The 21827-nt window shown below is 70.6% G+C and carries 18 protein-coding genes; 7 read left to right on the top strand and 11 right to left on the bottom strand.

Translation table 11 applies throughout. From position 1 onward, the window contains the following. Positions 1-5: 5 nt before the first annotated feature. A complete protein-coding gene (locus KY5_RS11290) occupies positions 6-860 on the bottom strand; it encodes an ABC transporter permease (RefSeq protein WP_098247179.1) in 855 nt (284 codons plus the stop codon). Positions 861-1208: 348 nt separating this feature from the next. Between KY5_RS11290 and KY5_RS11285 the strand changes: the two genes are divergently transcribed. Then, complete coding sequence (locus tag KY5_RS11285; protein WP_098247178.1) at positions 1209-2180, top strand: hydroxyacid dehydrogenase; 972 nt, start codon at positions 1209-1211, stop codon at positions 2178-2180. 674 nt (positions 2181-2854) lie between these two features. On the opposite strand, the gene KY5_RS11280 is transcribed toward KY5_RS11285, so the two are convergent. Both KY5_RS11280 and KY5_RS11275 read right to left on the bottom strand, forming a co-directional pair. Further along, on the bottom strand, positions 2855-3490 hold the full coding sequence (locus tag KY5_RS11280; RefSeq protein WP_199843030.1) for a DUF305 domain-containing protein: 636 nt from the start codon (positions 3488-3490) through the stop codon (positions 2855-2857). Further along, positions 3487-4146: a DUF3105 domain-containing protein gene (locus tag KY5_RS11275; protein WP_098242113.1), complete on the bottom strand. Its 660-nt coding sequence runs from the start codon at positions 4144-4146 to the stop codon at positions 3487-3489. Before KY5_RS11275 ends, KY5_RS11280 begins: the two co-directional genes overlap by 4 nt. 148 nt (positions 4147-4294) lie before the next feature. On the opposite strand from KY5_RS11275, the gene KY5_RS11270 reads away from it, so the two are divergent. After that, positions 4295-4735, top strand: a complete 441-nt coding sequence (locus KY5_RS11270) for an RrF2 family transcriptional regulator (RefSeq protein ID WP_098242112.1) — start codon at positions 4295-4297, stop codon at positions 4733-4735. A 43-nt stretch (positions 4736-4778) separates the two neighbouring features. On the opposite strand, the gene KY5_RS11265 is transcribed toward KY5_RS11270, so the two are convergent. Further along, positions 4779-5996 carry a globin domain-containing protein gene (locus tag KY5_RS11265; protein ID WP_098242111.1) on the bottom strand — a complete coding sequence of 406 codons (1218 nt, stop codon included), beginning with the start codon at positions 5994-5996 and terminating at the stop codon, positions 4779-4781. A gap of 303 nt (positions 5997-6299) precedes the next feature. Here KY5_RS11265 and KY5_RS11260 point away from each other — a divergent pair, with 303 nt between their 5' ends. Then, positions 6300-7661 carry a glutamine synthetase family protein gene (locus tag KY5_RS11260; RefSeq protein WP_055547224.1) on the top strand — a complete coding sequence of 454 codons (1362 nt, stop codon included), beginning with the start codon at positions 6300-6302 and terminating at the stop codon, positions 7659-7661. A gap of 126 nt (positions 7662-7787) precedes the next feature. Here the strand turns inward: KY5_RS11260 and KY5_RS11255 are convergent, their stop codons facing one another. After that, positions 7788-8216 carry a VOC family protein gene (locus KY5_RS11255; protein WP_098242110.1) on the bottom strand — a complete coding sequence of 143 codons (429 nt, stop codon included), beginning with the start codon at positions 8214-8216 and terminating at the stop codon, positions 7788-7790. Positions 8217-8323: 107 nt separating this feature from the next. Here KY5_RS11255 and KY5_RS11250 point away from each other — a divergent pair, with 107 nt between their 5' ends. The 4 genes from KY5_RS11250 to KY5_RS11235 all read left to right on the top strand — a co-directional run bounded on the left by KY5_RS11250 (position 8324) and on the right by KY5_RS11235 (position 14963). Beyond that, a complete protein-coding gene (locus KY5_RS11250; RefSeq protein ID WP_098242109.1) occupies positions 8324-11368 on the top strand; it encodes a bifunctional [glutamine synthetase] adenylyltransferase/[glutamine synthetase]-adenylyl-L-tyrosine phosphorylase in 3045 nt (1014 codons plus the stop codon). A gap of 417 nt (positions 11369-11785) precedes the next feature. Then, positions 11786-12514 (top strand): polyprenyl diphosphate synthase, encoded by a 729-nt coding sequence (gene uppS / locus KY5_RS11245; RefSeq protein ID WP_098242108.1) that lies wholly within the window; start codon positions 11786-11788, stop codon positions 12512-12514. A 19-nt stretch (positions 12515-12533) separates the two neighbouring features. Next, the gene (locus KY5_RS11240) at positions 12534-13580 is read left to right on the top strand and encodes a terpene synthase family protein (RefSeq protein ID WP_098242107.1); all 1047 of its coding nucleotides are present in this window, start codon (positions 12534-12536) and stop codon (positions 13578-13580) included. A 6-nt stretch (positions 13581-13586) separates the two neighbouring features. Beyond that, positions 13587-14963: a cytochrome P450 gene (locus KY5_RS11235; RefSeq protein ID WP_098242106.1), complete on the top strand. Its 1377-nt coding sequence runs from the start codon at positions 13587-13589 to the stop codon at positions 14961-14963. Here KY5_RS11235 and KY5_RS11230 read toward each other — a convergent pair. From KY5_RS11230 to KY5_RS11205, 6 genes are all read right to left on the bottom strand, one after another. After that, the gene (locus KY5_RS11230) at positions 14947-15822 is read right to left on the bottom strand and encodes a phosphatase PAP2 family protein (RefSeq protein WP_098242105.1); all 876 of its coding nucleotides are present in this window, start codon (positions 15820-15822) and stop codon (positions 14947-14949) included. The genes KY5_RS11235 and KY5_RS11230 overlap by 17 nt on opposite strands. Positions 15823-15927: 105 nt before the next feature. Continuing rightward, positions 15928-16953 (bottom strand): LacI family DNA-binding transcriptional regulator, encoded by a 1026-nt coding sequence (locus KY5_RS11225; RefSeq protein ID WP_267894270.1) that lies wholly within the window; start codon positions 16951-16953, stop codon positions 15928-15930. A 25-nt stretch (positions 16954-16978) separates the two neighbouring features. Next, positions 16979-18619 (bottom strand): glycoside hydrolase family 13 protein, encoded by a 1641-nt coding sequence (locus tag KY5_RS11220; protein WP_098242103.1) that lies wholly within the window; start codon positions 18617-18619, stop codon positions 16979-16981. Positions 18620-18663: 44 nt separating this feature from the next. Further along, the gene (locus tag KY5_RS11215) at positions 18664-19572 is read right to left on the bottom strand and encodes a sugar ABC transporter permease (RefSeq protein ID WP_098247176.1); all 909 of its coding nucleotides are present in this window, start codon (positions 19570-19572) and stop codon (positions 18664-18666) included. A 14-nt stretch (positions 19573-19586) separates the two neighbouring features. Further along, positions 19587-20465 carry a carbohydrate ABC transporter permease gene (locus KY5_RS11210; RefSeq protein ID WP_098247175.1) on the bottom strand — a complete coding sequence of 293 codons (879 nt, stop codon included), beginning with the start codon at positions 20463-20465 and terminating at the stop codon, positions 19587-19589. A 62-nt stretch (positions 20466-20527) separates the two neighbouring features. After that, entirely contained in the window at positions 20528-21823 is a 1296-nt protein-coding gene (locus KY5_RS11205) for an extracellular solute-binding protein (RefSeq protein ID WP_098242102.1), read from the bottom strand. Positions 21824-21827: the final 4 nt, after the last annotated feature.

Raw genomic sequence — 21827 nt, 5'->3', positions numbered from 1 at the left:
GGTACTCACTTGTAGACCCCCTGCTCGCCGAGCCGGTGGGCGACCCGGTTGGCGGTGAAGACGAGCACCGCGCCGACGACGCCCTTGAACAGTCCTGCCGCCGCCGCGTATCCGGTGTCGCCGCCGACGATGCCCTGCCAGAAGACGAAGGTGTCGAGCACCTCGCCGACCTCGGGGCCCACCGACTGCCGCTGCAACAGCATCTGTTCGAAGCCGACCGAGAGGATGTCGCCGAGCCGCATGATCAGCAGCAGGATGATGATGGGCCGGATGCTGGGCAGCGTGACGTGCCAGAAGCGGCGCCAGGGGCCCGCCCCGTCGATGGCCGCGGCCTCGTACTGCTGCTCGTCGACCTGCATGAGCGCGGCGAGGAAGATGATCGTCCCCCATCCGGCGTCCTTCCAGATCACCTCGATGACCACGAGCGGCTTGTACGCCTCCGGGTTGCCGATGATGTCGACGGTGTGCAGCCCGGAGTCGCTGAGGAAGGTGTTCAACAGGCCCGTGTCGCTGAGCACTTGCTGGAAGAGCGCGACCACGACGACCCACGAGAGGAAGTGCGGCAGATAGATCACGGACTGCGTGAAGCGGCGCAGCAGGTCCGAGGTCAGGCTGTGCAGCAGCAGGGCGAGCGCCAGCGGGGCCGGGAAGAAGAAGGCCAGTTGCAGTACGGCGATGAAGAGGGTGTTCCACGTCGCGTGCCAGAAGTCCGGATCGCCGAACATCCGCGAGAAGTTCTCCGTGCCCACCCAGGGGCTGGCCCACAGGCCGTCGAAGGGCACGTACTCCTTGAAGGCCACGGCGTTGGCGATGAACGCGCCGTAGTGGAAGACCAGGAAGTACGCGATCCCCGGCACCATGAGCAGCACCAGGAAGCGGGTGCGCTGAAACCGCTTCCACAGCTCACCACGCCCGAGTTTCCTACCATTTGAACCACTATTACTTCGCTTTGGCGGCTTCACCGCCTCGGTTTCCGCCCGGTCCTTCGTCACCGTCGGCACGGCAACCCCTCCGTCGTCGGAATAAGGTGCCCGGAATCTAAAGCGGTTACTGCCCTTGGTCAACCCCCTTAGGCCGCCCATCTCTTGACCACCCTCCCGCCTTGGTCCTAGCCTCCAGTGCGCTGGTGAGTAACCGGTTACTACGAGGGACGGTCACGCGTGGCAGAACAGGCAGAGGCGAAACGGGGGCCGGTCGCGGCCCTGGCCATGGGCGTCGAGGTCGCGGAGCGCGTGTTCGCGCCCGATCTGCGCGAACGGCTCGCTCGCAGCGTCGAATTGAGCCCGACAGTCCTCGCCGACGGTCTCGCCACCCTGGCGGCCCGCGCGGTGCTCGCCGACACGGAGATCCTGGTCACCGGCTGGGAGTGCCCACCGCTCACCGCGGAGGTACTGGCCCACGCGCCCCGCCTCCGGGCGATCGTGCATGCCGCGGGCTCGGTCAAACCGATGGTGACGGAGGCGGTGTGGGACCGCGGGATCGTCGTCTCCTCCGCGGCGGACGCCAACGCGGATCCGGTGGTGGCGTTCACGCTGGCGGCGATCACGTTCGCGGCGAAGGGGGCGTTGCCCGCGGCCGCGAACTATGCCCGGGGGTGGCCGTCGTTCACCGTCCGCACCGGGGCGGACGCGCGGACGATCGGGGTGATCGGCGCGTCGCGGATCGGGCGCCGGGTCATCGCGGCGCTGCGGGCGTCCGACGCGGGGTTCCGGATCCTGCTCACGGATCCCTACGTGACGTCCGCGGAGGCGGAGTCACTGGGAGCGGAGCTCGTGGACCTCCCCGAACTCTGCCGCCGCAGCAGCATTGTCACGATCCACGCGCCCCAACTCCCGGAGACCCGCGGCCTCTTGAGCGCGTCGATGCTCGGTCTCATCCCGGACGGCGGTGTCGTCATCAACACGGCTCGCGGATCTCTGGTGGATACGGAGGCGTTGGCGCGGGAGTGTGCGGTGGGGCGTCTGGACGCGTTCCTGGACGTGACGGATCCCGAGCCGCTGCCTCCCGGGCATGCGCTGCTCCATCTGCGGAACGTGTTGGTGACTCCGCATGTCGCGGGGGCGCAGGGGAGTGAGGTGCGGCGGCTCGGTGAGTACGCGGTCTCCGAGGTGGAGCGCTTGACCCGGGGGGAGCCGATGCGTGGGCGTCTGCGCCGGGAGGACCTGCCCCGCTTGGCCTGACGCGGCGGCCGGAACCCACGGCGTCTTCCTCGGCACCGGGTCTGCGCCCGCCCGCCCCGTGGCTTGCGCCGCCGTCCCCGCCCCTCGGCACCGGGGGCTGTGCCCACCCGTTCCGCCGTGCGGAACAATTGCCCACAGCGGGAGCCCCCCCCGGTCACCGGGCGGCCCTTGTCTGGGCGCCCACAGCGGGGAGCCCCCGGTCACCGGGAGCCCCTGGGTCACCGGGCTGCGCACAGCGGGGAGCCCCTCGGTCACCGGGCTGTGTACAGCGGGGAGCCCTCGGTCACCGGGCTGCCCGCAGCGGGGCGGCGCCCGGCGCCTGGGCGCTCACTGTGGGGAGCCGTCCGGCCGCCGGTCCGTCACAGCGGGGAGCCCTCCCCAGGGGCGCCGGCGGCGCGGTGGTGGGGGGGGTACCCCCACCGGGCCGCGGCCGCCTCTCGAGCTGAGGGGACGTGGCGGTATGTCCGCCCGGAGCACATGTGGCCACGCGCCGAGGTGCCCTGAGTGTGGCGGTCATCTGGGACGGCGAGGACGGACATACCGGCGCGGCCCCGCCCCACGACAGACGAGGGGCGCCCCCCACCGGCCCGCAGCCGCCGCTCAACGCGACGGGTACCGCGAGGGACGACGCGTCGGTGCGGACCCGCCCCGCACCGCCCCGCACCCGAGCCCCCCTACACCCCGGCGCCCCGCGCCTTCAGCATCGACGCCATCAGCGCGATCTCCGACTCCTGCGACTCCACCATCCCCCGCGCCAACCTCCGCTCCACATCAACCCCGCACCGCTCCACACACCCCTGAGCCATATGCACCCCACCCCGGTGGTGCCGAGTCATCAACCGTAGATACAGCACCTCCGCCTTCTTCCCCTTCAGCTCACCCAGCCGTGCCAGCTCCGCGTTCGTCGCCATCCCCGGCATCAGCGCCCCGTCCTCACCCGCCGGCGCGTCCCCCATCCCCATCCACTCCATCGGCGCCCCCTCCGGCACCTTCGGCAGCTCCCACAGGTCCAGCCAGCCGAGGAGCATCCCGCGCTGGTTCGCCTGTGTCTGGGCGATGTCGTACGCGAGCCGCCGCACCTCCTCGTCGTCGGTGCGGTCGCGCACGATGTAGGACATCTCCACGGCCTGCTGGTGATGGACGGCCATGTCCCGCGCGAAGCCCGCGTCCGCGGACGAACTCGGGGGCGGACCGCCGGAGTCGGAGCCGTCCGTCGCGGCGACGGCGGCGGTGATGCCGCCCGCCACGAGGACCGCCGCGGCGACGGAGCCGACGATCCAGTTCGTCCGCGTGGTCGTGCGCGGCCTCACCGCGCCAGACCGTTGGTGCAGGCCGCACCCGGCTCAGGGGTCTGCTTGCCCTGGACGTACTTGGAGAAGAACTCCTTGACCTTGGGATCGTCCGCCCCGGTCACGGTCCGCTGGTGCGCCCACGCGGTCAGCATGACGGGGTCCTTCTGGTCCTTGACGGGGCTCATCAGCGAGTACGGCGTGGCCTTGACCTTGGCCGCGAGCTTCTTCAGGTCGGCGGGCTTCGCCTGGTCGTTGTAGGTGACCCAGACGGCACCGTGCTCCAGCGAGTGCACCGCGTTCACCTCGGGGAGTTCCTTCTCGTAGACGTCGCCGTTGCAGTTCATCCACACCTGGTTGTGGTCACCGCCGACGGGAGGCGTCATCGGGTAGTCGACCTTCTTCGACACGTGCGTACGCCCGAGCTTGCCCCAGACCTTCTCGCCGTCGGCGTTGACCTTGGCCGCGGGCCACGCCTTCGAGTCCGTCGACGAACCGTCGCCGTCGGACGCCTTGGAGAAGAGGACGAAGCCGCCCACGCCGAGCGCCGCGACGACGACCGCGCTGACGGCCACCGTGACGGCGCGCCCCCGGCGTTCACGTGCGCGGTCCGCCCGGCGCATCTCCTCTATCCGGGCCTTGCGGGAGGCGTTGCTCGTGTTCTTGGCGGAGCCCATGGTGTGTCCTTCTGCGAAAGAAGCGAACGGGACGTAGAACAGTTCGGCTGGACGTGGAACAGATCAGCTGATCGTAAGGGCGATGGGTGCCGGGACTGTAGGCTCTCCGAAATTTGAACCCGGGATGCGCATTACCTACGCTCGTGGAATGCGCCTCATGCGATCCACCGACCTGGCCCTGCGCGCCCTGATGCGTCTGGCCGTGGCGGGCGACGGGGCGCCCACGACGCGCGAGGTGGCCGCCGACATGACGGTCCCGTACACGCACATGGCGAAGGTCGTCGCCGAGCTGCAGAAGCTGGGCCTGCTGGAGGCCCGCAGGGGCAGGGGAGGCGGCCTCACCCTGACGGAGGCGGGCCGCAAGGCGTCGGTGGGCGAGCTGGTCAGGTCGTTCGAGGGCGAGGGCGACGTGGTGGAGTGCGAGGGGGCCACGCCCTGCCCGCTGAATTCCGCGTGCCGCCTGCGCGGGGCACTGCGCAGGGCCCAGGAGGCGTTCTACGCCTCGCTGGACCCGCTCACGGTGGAGGACATCGCGGCGTCCCCGACGGGCCCGCTGCTCCTGAGCATCACGTCCCGCGACAGGACCTGAGCCGCCCCCTCACCTGGACCGCCCCCTCGCCTGGCCCACCCCCTTACTCGGCCTGCCCCAGCCACAGGTCGGGCCCGAACACCTCGTAGTGGATGTCGGCCGGAGCCACTCCCCGCCCGATGAGCTGGGTCCGCACGTCCCGCATGAAGGGCAGCGGCCCGCACAGGTACGCGCGCGTGCCCGCCAGGAGGGGCGGCAGGGCGGCGAGGTCGACGCGCCCGGTGAGCACGGCGGGGTGCTCCCGCTCGGCGCCGGGCCGCTCGTAGAAGAAGTGCGCGGCCGCGTCCGGGAGCTTGCCCGCGTACGCCGCGTGGTCGGCGCGCAGCGCGTGCTCGGCGGGGGAGCGGTCGGCGTGCACGACGGTGACGGGCGCCCGGTGCCCCGCTGCGGCCAGCTGCTCCAGCATGGCGATCATCGGGGTGACGCCGATGCCCGCGGACGCCAGCAGCAGGGGAGTGTCCGCGTCGCTCTCGTCGAGGACGAGGTCTCCGTAGGGGGCGGAGAGCCGCAGCACCGCACCTTCCCGCACGCGCGCGTGGAGGTATCCCGAGACCTCGCCGTCCGGTGACGCCGCGCCGCCCCGCACCCGCTTGACGCTGATCTGCCGCAGGTCCGAGCCGGGCGCCGAGGAGAGGCTGTACTGACGTATCTGCCGCGCCCCGTCCGGCAGTTGGACCTGCACGGAGACGTATTGCCCCGGCCGGAAGTCCGGCACGGGGAACGCCGCGGCGGGCCGCAGCTGGAACGTGGCGACCTCCGGCGTCTCCTCGACGCGCCCCACGACCTCCCACTCCCGCCAGGTGTCGTCCGCGGTGACGCCCTGCTCGGCGTAGAGCCGGGCCTCGATGGCGATGAGGGCGTTGGCCATCAGCCAGTAGACCTCGTCCCAGGCGGCGGCGACCTCGGGCGTGACGGCGTCGCCGAGCACCTCGACGATGGCCGCGAAGAGGTGCTCGTGCACCACGGCGTACTGATCGGGGGCGACGCCGAGCGAGGCGTGCTTGTGCGCGATGCGCCGGAGCATCACGTCGGGCCGCTCGTCGGGGTGCTCCACCAGGTGGGTGGCGAACGCGGCGATGGACCCGGCGAGGGCCTGCCGCTGGGTGCCCGCGGCCTGGTTGCCGCGGTTGAAGAGGTCCCGAAGGAGCTCGGGGCGGGCCGTGAAGAGCCGGTCGTAGAAGCGCCCGGTGATGTCGCCGATGGCCCCGCCGACGACGGGGAGGGTGGCACGGACGGTCGCGGCGGACGTTTCTGACAGCAACGGGGCTCCTCGGGCCGGGCGAGAGGGGCGGATAACCGTCCCCTTGTCGGTTTCTGACCGTATATAAGTTGCATCTGAGATGCAACTTATAGAGGGGTGCTCCTGGAGGGCCGGAGGAGCGGGGGCGGCCCGCTGTTACAGAGGCGCGGTTCAGCAGGCACTATGGGCACAGGGCGGCACGGCACGGGCGGGTACGCGGTCGGCAACGCGCTCGAAACGGTGTGGTGGGATGCTCATGTGCCCCGATGTGTCCGCGGCGCGGGCGCAGGCGGCCTGACCAGCAAGGATGGGTGGAAGCGGAAGATGGACAAGCAGCAGGAATTCGTGCTCCGGACTCTTGAGGAGCGCGACATCCGGTTCGTACGCCTGTGGTTCACGGACGTCCTCGGCTTCCTGAAGTCGGTGGCCGTGGCCCCGGCCGAGCTGGAGCAGGCCTTCGACGAGGGCATCGGCTTCGACGGCTCGGCGATCGAAGGTTTCGCCCGGGTGTACGAGTCCGACATGATCGCCAAGCCGGACCCCTCGACCTTCCAGGTGCTGCCCTGGCGCGCCGAGGCCCCCGGCACCGCCCGGATGTTCTGCGACATCCTGATGCCGGACGGCTCCCCGTCCTTCGCGGATCCGCGCTACGTGCTCAAGCGCGCCCTCGCCAAGACCTCCGACCTCGGCTTCACCTTCTACACCCACCCCGAGATCGAGTTCTTCCTGCTCAAGGACAAGCCGCTCGACGGTTCGCGGCCCACCCCCGCGGACAACTCCGGCTACTTCGACCACACCCCGCAGAACGTCGGCATGGACTTCCGCCGCCAGGCCATCACGATGCTCGAATCCATGGGCATCTCGGTCGAGTTCAGCCACCACGAGGGCGCCCCCGGCCAGCAGGAGATCGACCTGCGCTACGCGGACGCGCTCTCCACCGCCGACAACATCATGACGTTCCGCCTGGTCATGAAGCAGGTCGCCCTGGAGCAGGGGGTCAACGCGACCTTCATGCCGAAGCCGTTCTCCGAGCACCCCGGCTCGGGCATGCACACGCACCTCTCCCTCTTCGAGGGCGACCGCAACGCGTTCTACGAGTCGGGCGCCGAGTACCAGCTCTCCAAGGTCGGCCGTTCCTTCATCGCGGGCCTGCTGCAGCACGCCGCGGAGATCTCCGCCGTCACCAACCAGTGGGTGAACTCCTACAAGCGCATCTGGGGCGGCTCCGAGCGCACGGCGGGCGCGGGCGGCGAGGCCCCCTCGTACATCTGCTGGGGCCACAACAACCGCTCGGCCCTGATCCGCGTCCCCATGTACAAGCCCGGCAAGACGGGCTCGGCCCGCGTCGAGGTCCGCTCGATCGACTCGGGCGCGAACCCCTACCTGACGTACGCGGTACTGCTCGCCGCGGGCCTCAAGGGCATCGAGGAGGGCTACGAGCTGCCGCCCGGCGCCGACGACGACGTGTGGGCCCTCTCCGACGCCGAGCGCCGCGCGATGGGCATCGAGCCGCTCCCGCAGAACCTCGGCGAGGCGATCGCGCTCATGGAGCGCAGCGAACTGGTCGCCGAGACGCTCGGTGAGCACGTGTACGACTTCTTCTTGCGCAACAAGAAGCAGGAGTGGGAGGAGTACCGCTCCGAAGTCACGGCCTTCGAACTCCGCAAGAACCTGCCGGTTCTGTAGGGCCCCGTCAGGGGCGCGGGGAACTGCGCGCTCAGCCCGGAAAAGAGCCGCGGTCGCGTCTGCCGGATCACCGAGCAGACGCGACCGCGGCTCTTCTTTGGTCGCTCGCGCCGTTCCCCGCGCCCCTTACGGGGCGATTGCCTCCCGCAGGGGCGTTGTCGCACGGACCCGGTACTCCTGGATGGCCCAGCCGTTGCCGTCCGGGTCCTTGAAGTACATGAACGTCCCCCCGTCCTGCGGAGCGTGCGCCACGGGCTCGGACACGTCGAGGCCACGCTCGGTCAACTCCGCGTGCGCGGCCTTCGCGTCGGCGACGCAGAGCTGGAGGCCCTGGTACGAGCCCGCGGCAGGGGTCGGTCCGTCCATCGTGTCCCAGAGCGTGTCGGCCAGGGCGATGGAGCAGCCGGAGCCGGGCGGCGTCAGCTGGACGATGCGCATGCCCGGCATGACCTCCGTGTCGATGTCGACGTGGAAGCCGAGCTTGTCGCGGTAGAACGCCATGGACGCGTCGATGTCGCTCACGGGCAGCGGGATCACTTCGAGTGTGTACTCCATGAACCGCAGTACACCAGGGACCGGGCCCGCTGTCTCCCCGCGCGGGCGGAACTCGTCGGCGAGGCCGTAGGCTCTGGCCAGGAGTGATCGAACGGAGGCGCGGGACCATGACGCTGCCGCACGAGGGGGAGAGCGCGAAGCGCCCGCTGAAAGGGGGGTGGCGGGAGACGGGGGGACGCAGGAGCAGCACGTTCACGCGGCTACTGCGGCACGGATTCACCGATCCGTCGGCGGCCGAGCGGCTGCTCGACGCCCCGGACCTGGACACGGTCCGTGACGATCCGCTGCTCCTCGACGCACTCGGCGCCACCGCCGACCCCGACCTCGCGCTGCTCGGACTCGTCCGGCTCGTCGAGGGCCAGGAGGACGAGGTGGGCCGCCGCGAGCTGCTCGACACCCTGGTCACCGCCAAGCCGCTGCGCGACCGCCTCCTCGGCGTGCTCGGCGCCTCCGAGGCGCTCGCCGACCACCTGGCGCGCCACCCCCGCGACTGGCGGGCCCTCGTCACCTACGAGGCGGTCGACCTGCACCCCGGCGTCGAGGAGTTCGAGCGGGGCCTGGCCGAGGCCACGGACCCGGTGTCGCTGCGCGTCGCCTACCGCCGCTGTCTGCTCGCCATAGCGGCCCGTGACGTGTGCGGCACCACCGACGTCGCCGAGGCCGCCGCCGAGCTCGCCGACCTCGCCACCGCGACGCTGCGCGCGGCGCTCGCCATGGCCCGCGCGGCCGCGCCCGCCGACGCCGCGCAGTGCCGCCTCGCGGTCATCGCGATGGGCAAGTGCGGTGGCCACGAGCTCAATTACGTCTCGGACGTCGACGTCATCTTCGTCGGCGAGGCCGTCGAAGGGGCCGACGAGGGCAAGGCGCTGCGGGCCGCGACCCGGCTCGCCTCGCACATGATGCGGATCTGCTCGGAGACCAACGTCGAGGGCACCATCTGGCCGGTCGACGCGAACCTGCGCCCTGAGGGCCGCAACGGCCCGCTGGTGCGCACCCTCAGCAGCCATCTCGCCTACTACCAGCGGTGGGCGAAGACCTGGGAGTTCCAGGCGCTGCTCAAGGCCCGCCCCGTCGCGGGCGACCTGGAGCTCGGCGAGGAGTACGTCGCCACGCTCGCGCCGCTCGTCTGGCACGCCGCCGAGCGCGAGAACTTCGTGGCCGACGTGCAGAAGATGCGCCGCCGCGTCATCGAGAACATCCCCGCGGGCGAGGTCGACCGGGAGCTGAAGCTCGGCCCCGGCGGGCTGCGCGACGTCGAATTCGCCGTACAGATGCTGCAGTTGGTGCACGGCCGCAGCGACACCTCCATCCGGAGCGGCTCCACGCTCGAAGCGCTCGCGGCGCTCGGCGCTGGCGGGTACGTGGGGCGCGTCGACGCCGCCCAGCTCGACGACGCGTACCGCTTCCTGCGCGCCCTGGAACACCGCATCCAGCTCTACAAGCTGCGGCGCACCCACCTGGTGCCCGAGGACGACGCCGACCTGCGCCGCATCGGCCGTTCGCTCGGCATGCGCACCGAGCCGATCACCGAGCTGAACCGCGCCTGGAAGCGGCACACCTCCGTGGTGCGCAGGCTGAACGAGAAGCTCTTCTACCGTCCGCTGCTCGACGCCGTCGCCCAACTCGCCCCTGGCGAGACCAGGTTGAGCACCTCCGCGGCCCGCGAGCGGCTCGTCGCGCTCGGCTACGCGGACCCGAGCGCCGCGCTCAGGCATCTGGAGGCGCTCGCCTCGGGGGTGTCCCGCAAGGCGGCCATCCAGCGCACCCTGCTGCCCGTCCTGCTCGGCTGGTTCGCGGACTCGGCCGACCCGGACGCGGGCCTGCTCGGCTTCCGCAAGGTCTCCGACGCGCTCGGCAAAACCCCGTGGTACCTCCGGCTGCTGAGGGACGAGGGAGCCGCCGCCGAGAACCTGGCGCGGGTGCTCTCCGCCGGACGGCTCGCCCCCGACCTGCTGCTCCGCGCCCCCGAGGCCGTCGCCCTGCTCGGCGACCAGCGGGGCCTCGAACCGCGCGGCCGAGGCGCCCTCGAACAGGAGGTCCTGGCCGCCGTGCGCCGCGCCGACGGCGTCGAGCAGGCGGTGACGGCGGCGCGCGGCGTGCGCAGGCGCGAGCTGTTCCGGACCGCCGCCGGCGACATCATCGGCTCCTACGGCACGGAGGAGAGCCCCGCGGAGGCCGACCCCGGCGCCCTGGTGGACCGGGTCGGGGACGCCATCTCCGACCTGACGTCGGCCACCCTCGCGGGCACGCTGCGCGCGGTCGTCCGCGACGGCTGGGGCGACACGCTGCCGACCCGCTTCGCCGTGATCGGCATGGGCCGCTTCGGCGGCCACGAGCTGGGCTACGGCTCGGACGCCGACGTCCTGTTCGTGCACGAGCCGCGCGAGGGCGCCGACGAGCAGGAGGCGGCGAAGGCGGCCGCCAAGGTGGTCGCCGAGATGCGCAGGCTCCTCCAACTCCCCTCCGCCGATCCGCCGTTGCTCATCGACGCGGACCTGCGCCCGGAGGGCAGGAGCGGCCCCCTGGTGCGTACGCTCAAGTCGTACGCGGCCTACTACCGCCGCTGGTCCCTGGTCTGGGAGTCCCAGGCGCTCCTGCGGGCCGAACCGGTGGCGGGCGACGAGGAACTCGGCCGCGCCTTCCTCGACCTCGTCGACCCGCTGCGCTACCCGGCCGAGGGTCTCGGCGAGGACGCGATCCGCGAGGTCCGCCGCCTCAAGGCCCGGATGGAGGCGGAGCGGATGCCGCGCGGCGCCGACCCGACCCTGCACGCCAAGCTGGGCCGAGGCGGCCTCTCCGACGTCGAATGGACCGTCCAGCTCCTGCAGTTGGAGCACGCCTGGGCCGAGCCCGGCCTGCGCACGACCCGCACTCGCGAGGCGCTCGCCGCGGCCTGCGCGGCGGAGCTGATCTCGACGGAGGACGCGGCGATCCTCGACGAGGCCTGGGTGCTGGCGACGCGCGTGCGGAACGCGGTGATGCTGGTGCGCGGCCGCGCGGGCGACACCTTCCCCTCCGACGGGCGCGAACTGGCCGCCGTCGCGCGCTACCTGGGCTACGACAGCGGGCACGTCGGCGACATGCTCGACGACTACCGGCGGATCACCCGCAGGGCGCGGGCGGTCATGGAGGAGCGGTTCTACGGGGCCTAGGGCGCACCGAAGCGTTTCGGCGCATTGCCTCGATCCGGCACGCCGGCCCGGCCGTGCCGGTCCCGGCGGACGCGGCCGAGCGGCATGATCGCCCTCCGCTTCCGGTGCCGGAGCCGATGCGGCTGACGGTAGGGGCAAAAGTGCCACCGACCGGCCGGAGCGCGGACCGTGCCGCGGGACCATCGCACTTCGGGGGCGCGTCGTGAGCGCCCTCGGCAAGAGCCGTAGCGGCCTCCGATGAGAGGTGGGCGCGCGACGAGCGCCCCCCGGACGCGCCTTTGCAAGCCGGGCGGAGCCGATCAGGATTTCCAGGGCAAGCCGCGGTCGGCACAACCTCCCCCCCCTCCCCTGCTCGTCGAGCCCGCTCGGTACGTGCCGGCCCGCATGCTCTGGTCCCAGGCGATAAGGAAGTGCCCGATGAGTACTCCTCCGCGCGACCTCCCCGACTCGACGGCCCTCGCCTCGGACAGAGGGCCACGGCACGTCGCCTTCATCGTGGACGGCAACCGCCGTTGGGCGCAGGCGCACGGCCACCCCGTGGAGCACGGCCACCAGGTGGGCGCGGACAACGTCTGCCGCGCCGTTCGCTGGTGCGAGTCCGTGGGCATAGAGACCACCACGTGGTGGCTGCTCTCGACGGACAACCTCAACCGCTCCGCGCCCGAACTCCACAAGCTCCTGGACATCATCTCCGAACTGACCAACCGTCTGGCGGCGGTCGGTCACTGGAGGATGCGTCACCTCGGGGACCCCCGGCTGCTCCCCGAATCGCTGGCGACCGCGCTGGGCGACGCGGAGGCCACCACCTGCCACAACCAGGGTCCCCAGATCAACTTCGCGGTCGGCTACAGCGGCCGACAGGACATCCTCGCCGCGGCGCGCGTCGTCGCCCACCAGGCGGTGACGTCCGCCGGCTTCTCCGTGTCCGAGAGGTCGTTCGCGCAGGCCCTGTCCACCTGCGGGTTGCCCGATCCGGACCTGGTGATCCGCACCTCGGGCGAACAGCGCCTCTCCGGGTTCATGCTCTGGCAGGCGGCCCTCTCCGAGCTCTATTTCTGTCCCGTTCTGTGGCCCGACTTCACCCAGTCCGACCTCCACCGCGCCCTCGCCTTCTACGGCAACCGTCAGCGGCGTTTCGGAAAGTAGCGCAGGAAGGAACCGCAGCATGCTTGAGATGCCTCTTCCGTTCCCCGGCCCCGGCCCCAGGACGACTGGCGACATCCCCGGTACCTTTCACCCCCTGAAACCCTGGCTGCTCTCCCATCTGGGAAAGGGCCGTGAGACCTACCCCGCTCACCCGCGCACCGACCAGCTGGAGTCCGCCGTACTCACCTGGGCGGCGGATCTCGGGATGAGCAAGGAGCACGTCCGGATAACGGCCGAGGCGACCCCCGGCCACCTGGTCGGGCTCTTCGCCCCACAGGCCCCGTGGCACGTGCTGTTCCCGCTGGCCAAGCTGCAGATGATCCTGTTCTGGCTGAACACCGTCGACCTCGGCGGGGACCAGCCGGTCGGCCGTCTCATGGAGCCCGTGAGGGAAACCCTGGAGAGCGGGCACGCGCCGTCCGGCGGGCCCGACATCCTCAGGCCGATCGCCAGTCTCCGCGACGACATCGTCGCCGCGGGAGGGGCCGAGCTGGTCCCCGGCTTCACCGAGCTGCTGCTGGGATTCCTGCACGAGTACACGTTCCGGCAGGCGTGGGAGAGCGGGGAGCCCCTCCCGAGCCTTGACCAGTACCTGAAGCACAGGACGCGCACGGCGGGCATCGTTCTCGGCATGTGGGTGCAGCGACTCCAGCCGGGCCTCGTCGGGCCGGGGGAGCGGCTGCCGGGGCCCCTGCTCCAGCTCATGAAACAGGGCAGCCTGCTCGTCGGTCTCGACAACGACCTGCACAGCTGCCACGTGGCCGCCGAATCGGGGGAGAGGCTCAGTCTCATCGGCGTCATCTGCCAGGAGTACGGAATTCCCGTGGACATGGCCTTCTCCTGCGCGCTCACCCTCAACGCGGCGATGCGTTTCGAGAACGCCAACACCGTCGAGTCGATCTGCGCGGACACCTCCCTGCCCGAAGCGGTCAGGAGGCATGCCCGGGCGATCTACTACTGGGTCGACTCCGTGTACACGTGGTCCTTGGAGACGCCCCGCTACGGCTTGGGGAGCACCGATGCGCAAGAACTCGTGAGCCCCTCCTGCCTCCTGGGCGGGGAGTGAGCGGACATGGCGAGCTTGCGTTCGGTCCCCATCGCCCCCAAGGCGCTCCCCGTCGTCGGTCATCTCCTCCCGCTGCTGCGGAACCCGCTGGAGTTCATCAACTCCCTCTCCGCGCACGGGGAACTCGTCCGCATCCAGCTGGGCCCCTTCACGCTGGTGATGATCTGCGACCCGGAACTGACCCGGCAGGCCCTGGTCGACGACCGCGTCTTCGACAAGGGCGGCCCGATCTTCGACCGGGTGCGGGAGGTCGTGGGCGACGACGGCCTCGCCAGTTGTCCGTACAGCGCGCACCGGCGGCTGCGCCGACTGGCCCAGCCCGCCTTCCACCCGGCACGATTCCCCGGCTACGCGAAGGTCATGAGCGCCTGCGTCGAGGAGGTGGCCGGGTCCTGGCGTGCCGGGCAGGTCCTGGACGTGCCCACCGAGATGATGACCATCACGTCCAAGATCACGGCCACCACCCTGTTCTCCGCCGCGTTGCCGCCGAGCGAACTCGGCCAGGTCCTCGTCGACGTGAAGACCTTCTTCGACGGCTTCTACCAGCGCATGTTCATGGTCCCCCCGCTGGACAGGATCCCCACCCAGGGCAACCGCACCCACGTGCGTGCGCGCATGCGCCTGCGCGCCGCCTTCGACGAGATCATCACCGGGCGCCGCGCCGAGGGCGTCGACCACGACGACCTGCTCTCGGCCCTGATCGCCGCCCACGACACCGAGGACGGCAGTCCCGGCATGACCGACGCGGAGATCAGCGACACGGTCGTCACCATCTTCCTCGCCGGTACGGAGACCGCCGCCTCCCTCCTGGCCTGGGCGCTCGACCTGCTGGCCAGGAACCCCCGGATCGAGCGGCGGCTGCACGCCGAGGTGGACGCCGTCCTGGCCGGAGCCACGGCCACCCACGCCGACCTGCCACGGCTGGAACTGACGCACCGCGTCATCACCGAAACCCTCAGGCTGCGCCCGCCGGGCTGGATCTTCACGCGCACCGTCACCGCCGACACCCGCCTCGGCGGGCACCTGCTGCCCGCGGGGAGCTGCGTCGCCTACAGCCCCTACCTCATCCACCACCGCCCTGACCTCTACGACGACCCCGAGGTGTTCGACCCCGACCGCTGGAACCCGGAGCGTCCCCAGCCGCCCCGCCACGCCCTCGTCCCCTTCGCCTCCGGTGCCCGCAAGTGCATCGGCGACACCTTCGGCATGACCGAGGCCGTCCTCACCCTCGCGACCATCGCCGCCCGGTGGAACCTGGCACACCTGCCGGGCGACCGACGGGTCCGCCCCGCTCTGGGGCTGGCGCTGCGGCCCCGCAAGCTGCACCTGCGGGCGACGCCCCGCACCGTCGGCAAGGACGGGAGGATCACCGAAGCGGCGTGAGCACCGGTTCGCCCTCGACCGCCACCTCGCGCGGCAGCGCATAAGGCATCGAGCCGTACCAGAGCCGCGCCACCGCGAACCCGAAGGCCAGGCAGATCATGCCGCCCACCGCGTCGAGCCAGAAGTGGTTGGCGGTCGCCACGATCACGACGAGCGTCGCCGTGGGGTAGAGCAGGCCGAGCACCTTCACCCACGGCACGGAGGCCAGGGCGAAGATCGTCAGGCCGCACCACAGGGACCAGCCGATGTGCATGGAGGGCATCGCCGCGTACTGGTTCGACATGTTCTTCAGGTCGCCCGACGCCATCGAGCCCCACGTCTGGTGGACGACCACGGTGTCGATGAAGTGCGTGCCGTTCATCAGGCGCGGCGGTGCCAGCGGGTACAGGTAGTAGCCGACCAGGGCCACCGCCGTCGTCGCGAAGAGGACGAGGCGGGTGGCCGCGTACCGGCCGGGGTGCTTGCGGAAGAGCCACACCAGAACACCGAGCGTCACCACGAAGTGCAGCGTCGCGTAGTAGTAGTTCATGCCGACGATGAGCCATGTCACCGAGTCCACGGCGTGGTTGATGCTCTGCTCGACGGCGATCCCCAGGTCGTGCTCGACCCGCCAGATCCAGTCGGCGTTCCGCAGGGCCTGCGACTTCTGTTCCGGCACCGCGTTGCGGATCAGGGAGTACGTCCAGTAGCTCACCGCGATCAGCAGGATCTCGAACCACAGCCGGGGGCGGCGGGGAGTGCGCAGCCGCCGCAGGACGCGCGCGGAAGTCCGCCCATTGCGGTCGTCTTCCGTGCCCGCGATGGGTGATGTGGTCGAGCCCTGCCGGCCCTCAAGTGTCGTCACGGTCGTCTCACCCATAGGAGCAAAGTCTGCCAGATCCCCGCCCTTCGACCGATCATCCCCTGGTCGGGTTCGGACCGCATTCTCTCCGCCCGAGGGACGAGCCGGGGCCCCGGGACGCCCCTAGGGGCGCCGGGGAGCCGAAGCGGTTGAACCGCGAACGACCAGCTCCGGCATGAAGACGAATTCGCTGTGCGGCGCGGGGGTGCCGCCGATCTCCTCCAGGAGCGTGCGGACCGCGGCCTGACCCATCGCGGGCACCGGCTTGCGCACCGTGGTCAGGGGCGGATCGGTGAACGCGATCAGCGGCGAGTCGTCGAAGCCGACCACCGAGACGTCGTCCGGCACCTCCAGACCGCGCTGGCGCGCCGCCCGTATCGCGCCGAGCGCCATCATGTCGCTGGCGCACGCGATCGCCGTGCAGCCCCGGTCCATCAGCGCCGCGGCCGCCGCCTGGCCGCCCTCCAGGGTGTACAGGGAGTGCTGCACGAGATCGGTCTCGATCTCGTCGGGGGAGAGGGCGAGCTGGTCCTGCATCGTGCGTACGAAACCCTCGATCTTTCGCTGTACGGGCACGAACCGCTTCGGGCCGAGTGCGAGCCCGATGCGCGTATGACCGAGGGAGACGAGGTGGGTGACCGCGAGGCGCATCGCCGCGCGGTCGTCGGGCGAGATGAACGGCGCCTGCACCTTGGGCGAGAAGCCGTCGACCAGGACGAAGGGCACGCCCTGGGCCCGCAGCTGTTCGTAGCGCTGCATGTCGGCCGAGGTGTCCGCGTGCAGCCCCGAGACGAAGATGATCCCGGAGACCCCGCGGTCCACCAGCATCTCGGTCAGCTCGTCCTCGGTGGAGCCGCCCGGGGTCTGGGTCGCGAGCACCGGCGTATACCCCTGCCGGGTAAGCGCCTGTCCGATGACCTGCGCGAGCGCGGGGAATATCGGGTTCTCCAGCTCCGGCGTGATCAGTCCGACCAGGCCCGCGCTGCGCTGGCGGAGCCGGACGGGGCGCTCGTAGCCGAGCACGTCGAGTGCGGCGAGCACGGACTGACGGGTGGCCGCGGCGACGCCCGGCTTGCCGTTGAGCACGCGGCTGACCGTCGCTTCGCTGACCCCCGCCTGGGCTGCGATGTCGGCTAGCCGTGCGGTCACAGGATTGGACTGTACCGGTCGCATCTCAGGCTGCCCACCAGACCGTTGAATCGGCGGGGAGCACGGTCTCGGCGGTGCCCGGCGCGAGGTCCGCGCTCGCCAGGAGCAGGGTGCCGGGGGTGGGCAGCGTGACCTCGGAACCGGTGAGGTTCACCGTGCAGACGAACGCACCCGCCGCGGTGGCGCGGCGGAACGCGAGGACGCCCTCGGGGGCCGCGAGCCACTCGATGTCACGGCCCCCGCCGAGCGCCGGGTGCTCGCGGCGCACGGCGAGCGCGCCGCGGTAGAACTCCAGGGTCGACGCCGGGTCGCCCGTCTGCGCCGCCACCGACAGGTCCTTCCAGTTCGCGGGCTGCGGCAGCCAGCTCGGGCCTCCGTCGGCGGGCCCGAAGCCGAACGGCGCGCGCTCCCCGGACCACGGCAGCGGCACCCGGCACCCGTCACGCGTGCCGTCCTGCCCCGCGGAGCGGAAGAACGCCGGGTCCTGGCGCACCTCGTCCGGCAGCTCGGTGACCTCGGGCAGGCCGAGCTCCTCGCCCTGGTAGAGGTAGGCCGAGCCGGGCAGCGCCAGCATCAGCAGCGTGGCCGCACGGGCCCGGCGCAGGCCGCGCGCCTCGTCCCCTGCGGCGAAGCGCGTGGAGTGGCGTACGACGTCGTGGTTGGAGAGCACCCAGGTCGCGGGCGCGTCGACGGCGTTCATCGCGACCAGGGAGCGGTCGATGACGGCGCGCAGCGCGGCGGCGTCCCAGTCGGTGGTCAGGTACTCGAAGTTGAACGCCTGGTGCAGCTCGTCGGGGCGCAGGTACAGGGCGCTGCGCTCGACGGTGGGGGTCCACGCCTCGGCGACGGCGATGCGCTCGGGGCCGTACTCCGCGAGGATCCCGCGCCAGTCCCGGTAGATCTCGTGCACGCCGTCCTGGTCGAAGTACGGCACGGCCTGGTTGCCGAGCAGCCTGACCTGCTCGTCGTGGCCGATGTCGGGCAGACCCGCGGCCTTGACCAGGCCGTGCGCCACGTCGATGCGGAAGCCGTCGATGCCGAGGTCGAGCCAGAAGCGCAGGACGGAGCGGAACTCGTCGTGTACGGCGGGGTGTTCCCAGTTGAAGTCGGGCTGCTCGGGGGCGAAGAGGTGCAGGTACCACTGGCCGTCCTCGACACGGGTCCAGGCGGGGCCGCCGAAGATGGACTCCCAGTCGTTGGGCGGCAGTTCGCCGTCCTGGCCCTTGCCCGCGCGGAAGTGGAAACGGTCGCGCAGCGGTGAGCCGGGCCCCTCGCGCAGGGCCTGCTTGAACCACTCGTGCTGGTCCGAGCAGTGGTTGGGCACGACGTCGACGATGACGCGCAGGCCGAGCGAGTGCGCCTCGCGGACCAGGTCGTCGGCGTCGGTGAGGGTGCCGAACATCGGGTCGACGGCGCGGTAGTCCGCCACGTCGTATCCGGCGTCGGCCTGCGGCGAGGCGTAGAAGGGGGAGAGCCAGACGGCGTCGACACCCAGGTCGCGCAGGTGGGGCAGGCGGGCGGTGATGCCGGGCAGGTCGCCCATGCCGTCGCCGTTCCCGTCGGCGAAGCTGCGCGGGTAGACCTGGTAGATGACCGCGTCGCGCCACCACTCGCGGACGGGCGCGGAGTCGGCGGTGGCGGGCGCGGCGGTGACGTGCTGGGTCATGAAGTCCCTTAGGAGTGCGGGGAGTTACCGGAGCTGATGAGGTGTCAGGATTTGGTGCCGCCGGCCGTGAGGCCCGACACCAGGTTGCGCTGGACCAGGAGGAAGACGAGCGTCGCCGGGATCAGGATGAGCACCGAGGCGGCGGTCATCATGGCCCAGTCCGCGCGGGACTCGGTGGCGAAGGTGCGGATGCCGACGGCCAGGGTGTAGTGGTCGGCGCCCATGAACTGCGAGGCGTAGGCGACCTCGCCCCACGCGGTGAGGAAGCTGTAGAACGCGGTGACCGCGAGGCCGGGCTTGGCCAGCGGCACGATGAGCCGCCAGAACGTGCCGAACGGGGTGAGGCCGTCGACCCGTCCCGCCTCGTCGATCTCGTGCGGGATGGTGTCGAAGTAGCCCTTCATCATCCACGCGCAGAAGGGCACCGCCGTCGTCGCGTAGGTGAGGATGAGCCCCAGGTAGTTGTCGATCAGGTCGAAGCGCGCCAGGAGTTCGTACAGCGGCACGATCAGGACGGCCATCGGGAACATCTGCGTGACCAGGAAGGACCACATCAGCTGCTTGTGCCCGGGGAACCGCATCCGGGACACGGCGTAGCCCGCGCTCGCCGCGAGGAACACGCCGAGCAGGGTGGTGCCGCCCGCGACGATCACCGAGGCGCCGAACCACTGCGGGAAGTCGGTGTCGGTGAGGACCTTGGCGTAGTTGTCGAGGCTGAGGTTGCTCAGCACCTCGCCGGGGCTCTGCCAGGCGGTCTTGGGGCCGAGCGAGATGAAGACGATCCAGACGACGGGGAACGCGGCGACCAGGCTCGCCAGGATCAGCGTGCCGTGCAGCGCCACCGAGGCGAGCGTGGAGCGCTCCTCGCGGCCGCGGACCTTCTTGGCGCGCGGCGCGGCGGTCTTTGCCGGGGCCGCGACGGAGGCGGGGGAGTGGGTGGTTGCTGAGGTCATGGTGACGGGCCCCCTCACGCCTGCTCGGTCTTGAGCTGGCGGCGGCGGTAGAAGGTCGAGAAGGCGAGGAGGAGGGCGAGGATCACGATTCCGTAGGTGGCCGCGCCGGAGTAGTCGGACACTCCGGTGAACGCCTTGCGGAAGGCGAAGGTCACGAGGATGTCCGCCTCACCGGTCGTGTTCTGGCCGAGCAGGAGGTAGATCACCGCGAACATGTTGAACGTCCAGATGCAGCCGAGCAGGACCACGGTGTTGGTCACCGGGCGTAGTCCGGGCAGCGTGATGTTCACGAACCGCTGCCAGGGGGACGCGCCGTCCATCTCGGCGGCCTCGTACAGCTCCTTGGGGATGGACTGGAGTCCGCCGAGCAGCGCCACCATGTTGAAGGGGACGCCGATCCAGACGTTCACCATGATGACGGCGGTCTTCTGGGCGAACGGGGTCGCCAGCCAGTTCTGGGCGGGCAGGCCGACCGCCGTGATCATGTCGTTGAAGACGCCGTACTGCGAGTTGAGCATCAATCGCCAGGCGAAGACGCCGACGAAGGCGGGCACCGCCCACGGCAGGATGAGCAGGGCGCGGTAGAGCAGCTTGGCGCGCATCCTGCGGTTGAGCAGGAGCGCGAGGCCCATGCCGATCGCGATGTGCAGGACGACGCAGGACAAGGTCCAGATGACCGTCCAGATCAGGCGCGGGTAGAAGTCGCCGTCCGCGCCGGAGAGGACCGACCAGTAGTTGTCGAACCAGACCATCTTGTACGTGGCGGGGGCGTGGAAGGCCCCGATGTCCCGCGCCACGTTCGCCTCGTTGGCGTCGGTGAGCGAGAGGTAGAAGCCGTAGCCCAGCGGATAGAGGACCAGGACGGCCAGGACGATGGCGACCGGCGCCACCATCGCCCAGGCGTACCAGTGCTTCTGCCAGGAGCGGCGAAGTGCGGTGATCACGTGAGTCTGCCTCAGCTGCCGATGGTGTAGCCGGGCAGCAGCTTCTTGAAGTCCTTGGCGGCCGCGTCCAGGCCGGACTTCACGGAGACGTCACCCTGGAGGATCTTCGTGTACTGCTGCACCAGCGGCGTGAAGAGGCTGCCGACCTGGGGCAGCGCGACGCGGGGCCGGGCGGTCTTCATGATCGGGTGGAAGCCCTTGATGCGGGCGTCCTTGGTGACCTCGGGGGTGTACGCGGACTCGCGGGTCGGCAGCGTCGCGGTCTCCTCGGCGACCTTCTGCTGGCTCGTCGACGAGGTCATGAACTGGGTGAAGAGGTAGGCGGCGTCCAGGTTCTTCGAGCCCTGGTAGACGGTGAGGTCGTGGCCGCCGGTGGGGGCCTGCGGCTTGCCCGTGGAGCCCGCGGGGACCGGGGCGAAGCCCAGGTTGGACTCGTCGCCCTTGAACGCCTTGCCGGAGAGGTCGTCGGTGACCGACCAGGGGCCCTGGACCAGCATGGCGACCTCGCCGTTCTTGAACGAGGTCTGCATGTTGTCGTAGGAGTTGGCGAAGTCGACCTTCGCGGACGCCTGGTCGTAGACCTTCTTCGCCGTGGTGACGGCCTTGACGGCCTCCGGCGAGTTGATCGTGATCTTCTTGGTCTTCGTGTCGGCGAGGTCGGTGCCCTCGCCGTAGAGGAAGGGCAGCAGGAAGTAGGAGTCGGGGTTGAGGTAGGTGCCCTCGACGCCGGTCTTCTTCTTGATGGTCTTCGCCGTCTCGATGAACTCGTCCCAGGTGGTGGGCGCCTTCTCGATGCCCGCCTTCTTGAAGAGCTTCTTGTTGTAGAGGATCCCGAGGGTGTCGGTCACCGAGGGGACGCCGTACGTCTTGCCCTGGTACTTCGTGGTGTTCAGCGGTCCTTCGGTGAAGTCGTCCGTGCCGCCCTTGAGGGCGAGGGTGCCGTCCAGCGGGGCGATGTAGTGCAGCGAGGCGTACTCGGGGATCAGGCCGACGTCGGCGCGCATCACGTCGGGGGCGCCCTTGCCGGTCTTGGCCGCGGACTTGAACTTCTGCTCGATCGACGCGAACTCGACGTTCTCGTAGTCGACCTTGATCTTCGGGTACTTCTTCTCGAAGTCCTTGATCAGCTGCTTGTAGACCGGCGCCTCGGTCGTGGCGTCCGAGGTGTCCCAGTAGGTGAGGGAGCCGGAGATGTCCTTGGCGTCCTTCGCCTTGCCGGTCGAGCCGTCGTCACCGTCGTCGCCGCAGGCGGTGGCGGTGAGCGCAAGGGCGCAGACCGCGGCGGCGATCGATATGCCACGTCGCATAGTG

It is taken from the genome of Streptomyces formicae, assembly GCF_002556545.1.
GTDB lineage: Bacteria > Actinomycetota > Actinomycetes > Streptomycetales > Streptomycetaceae > Streptomyces > Streptomyces formicae_A.
Note: the sequence above shows the minus strand (reverse complement) of the source record. Positions and strands in the feature narration are given on the sequence as shown.

Bases quoted from the DNA above. Each gene is read 5' to 3' on its own strand.
- KY5_RS11275 (WP_098242113.1), bottom strand. From the start codon at position 4,146: ATGGGCTCCGCCAAGAACACGAGCAACGCCTCCCGCAAGGCCCGGATA.
- uppS (WP_098242108.1), top strand. From the start codon at position 11,786: ATGAGTACTCCTCCGCGCGACCTCCCCGACTCGACGGCCCTCGCCTCG.
- KY5_RS11290 (WP_098247179.1), bottom strand. From the start codon at position 860: ATGGTGCCGGGGATCGCGTACTTCCTGGTCTTCCACTACGGCGCGTTC.
- KY5_RS11240 (WP_098242107.1), top strand. From the start codon at position 12,534: ATGCTTGAGATGCCTCTTCCGTTCCCCGGCCCCGGCCCCAGGACGACT.
- KY5_RS11250 (WP_098242109.1), top strand. From the start codon at position 8,324: ATGACGCTGCCGCACGAGGGGGAGAGCGCGAAGCGCCCGCTGAAAGGG.
- KY5_RS11230 (WP_098242105.1), bottom strand. From the start codon at position 15,822: ATGGGTGAGACGACCGTGACGACACTTGAGGGCCGGCAGGGCTCGACC.
- KY5_RS11285 (WP_098247178.1), top strand. From the start codon at position 1,209: ATGGGCGTCGAGGTCGCGGAGCGCGTGTTCGCGCCCGATCTGCGCGAA.
- KY5_RS11210 (WP_098247175.1), bottom strand. From the start codon at position 20,465: ATGGTGGCGCCGGTCGCCATCGTCCTGGCCGTCCTGGTCCTCTATCCG.
- KY5_RS11260 (WP_055547224.1), top strand. From the start codon at position 6,300: ATGGACAAGCAGCAGGAATTCGTGCTCCGGACTCTTGAGGAGCGCGAC.
- KY5_RS11255 (WP_098242110.1), bottom strand. From the start codon at position 8,216: ATGGAGTACACACTCGAAGTGATCCCGCTGCCCGTGAGCGACATCGAC.
- KY5_RS11205 (WP_098242102.1), bottom strand. From the start codon at position 21,823: ATGCGACGTGGCATATCGATCGCCGCCGCGGTCTGCGCCCTTGCGCTC.
- KY5_RS11220 (WP_098242103.1), bottom strand. From the start codon at position 18,619: ATGACCCAGCACGTCACCGCCGCGCCCGCCACCGCCGACTCCGCGCCC.
- KY5_RS11235 (WP_098242106.1), top strand. From the start codon at position 13,587: ATGGCGAGCTTGCGTTCGGTCCCCATCGCCCCCAAGGCGCTCCCCGTC.
- KY5_RS11215 (WP_098247176.1), bottom strand. From the start codon at position 19,572: ATGACCTCAGCAACCACCCACTCCCCCGCCTCCGTCGCGGCCCCGGCA.
- KY5_RS11270 (WP_098242112.1), top strand. From the start codon at position 4,295: ATGCGCCTCATGCGATCCACCGACCTGGCCCTGCGCGCCCTGATGCGT.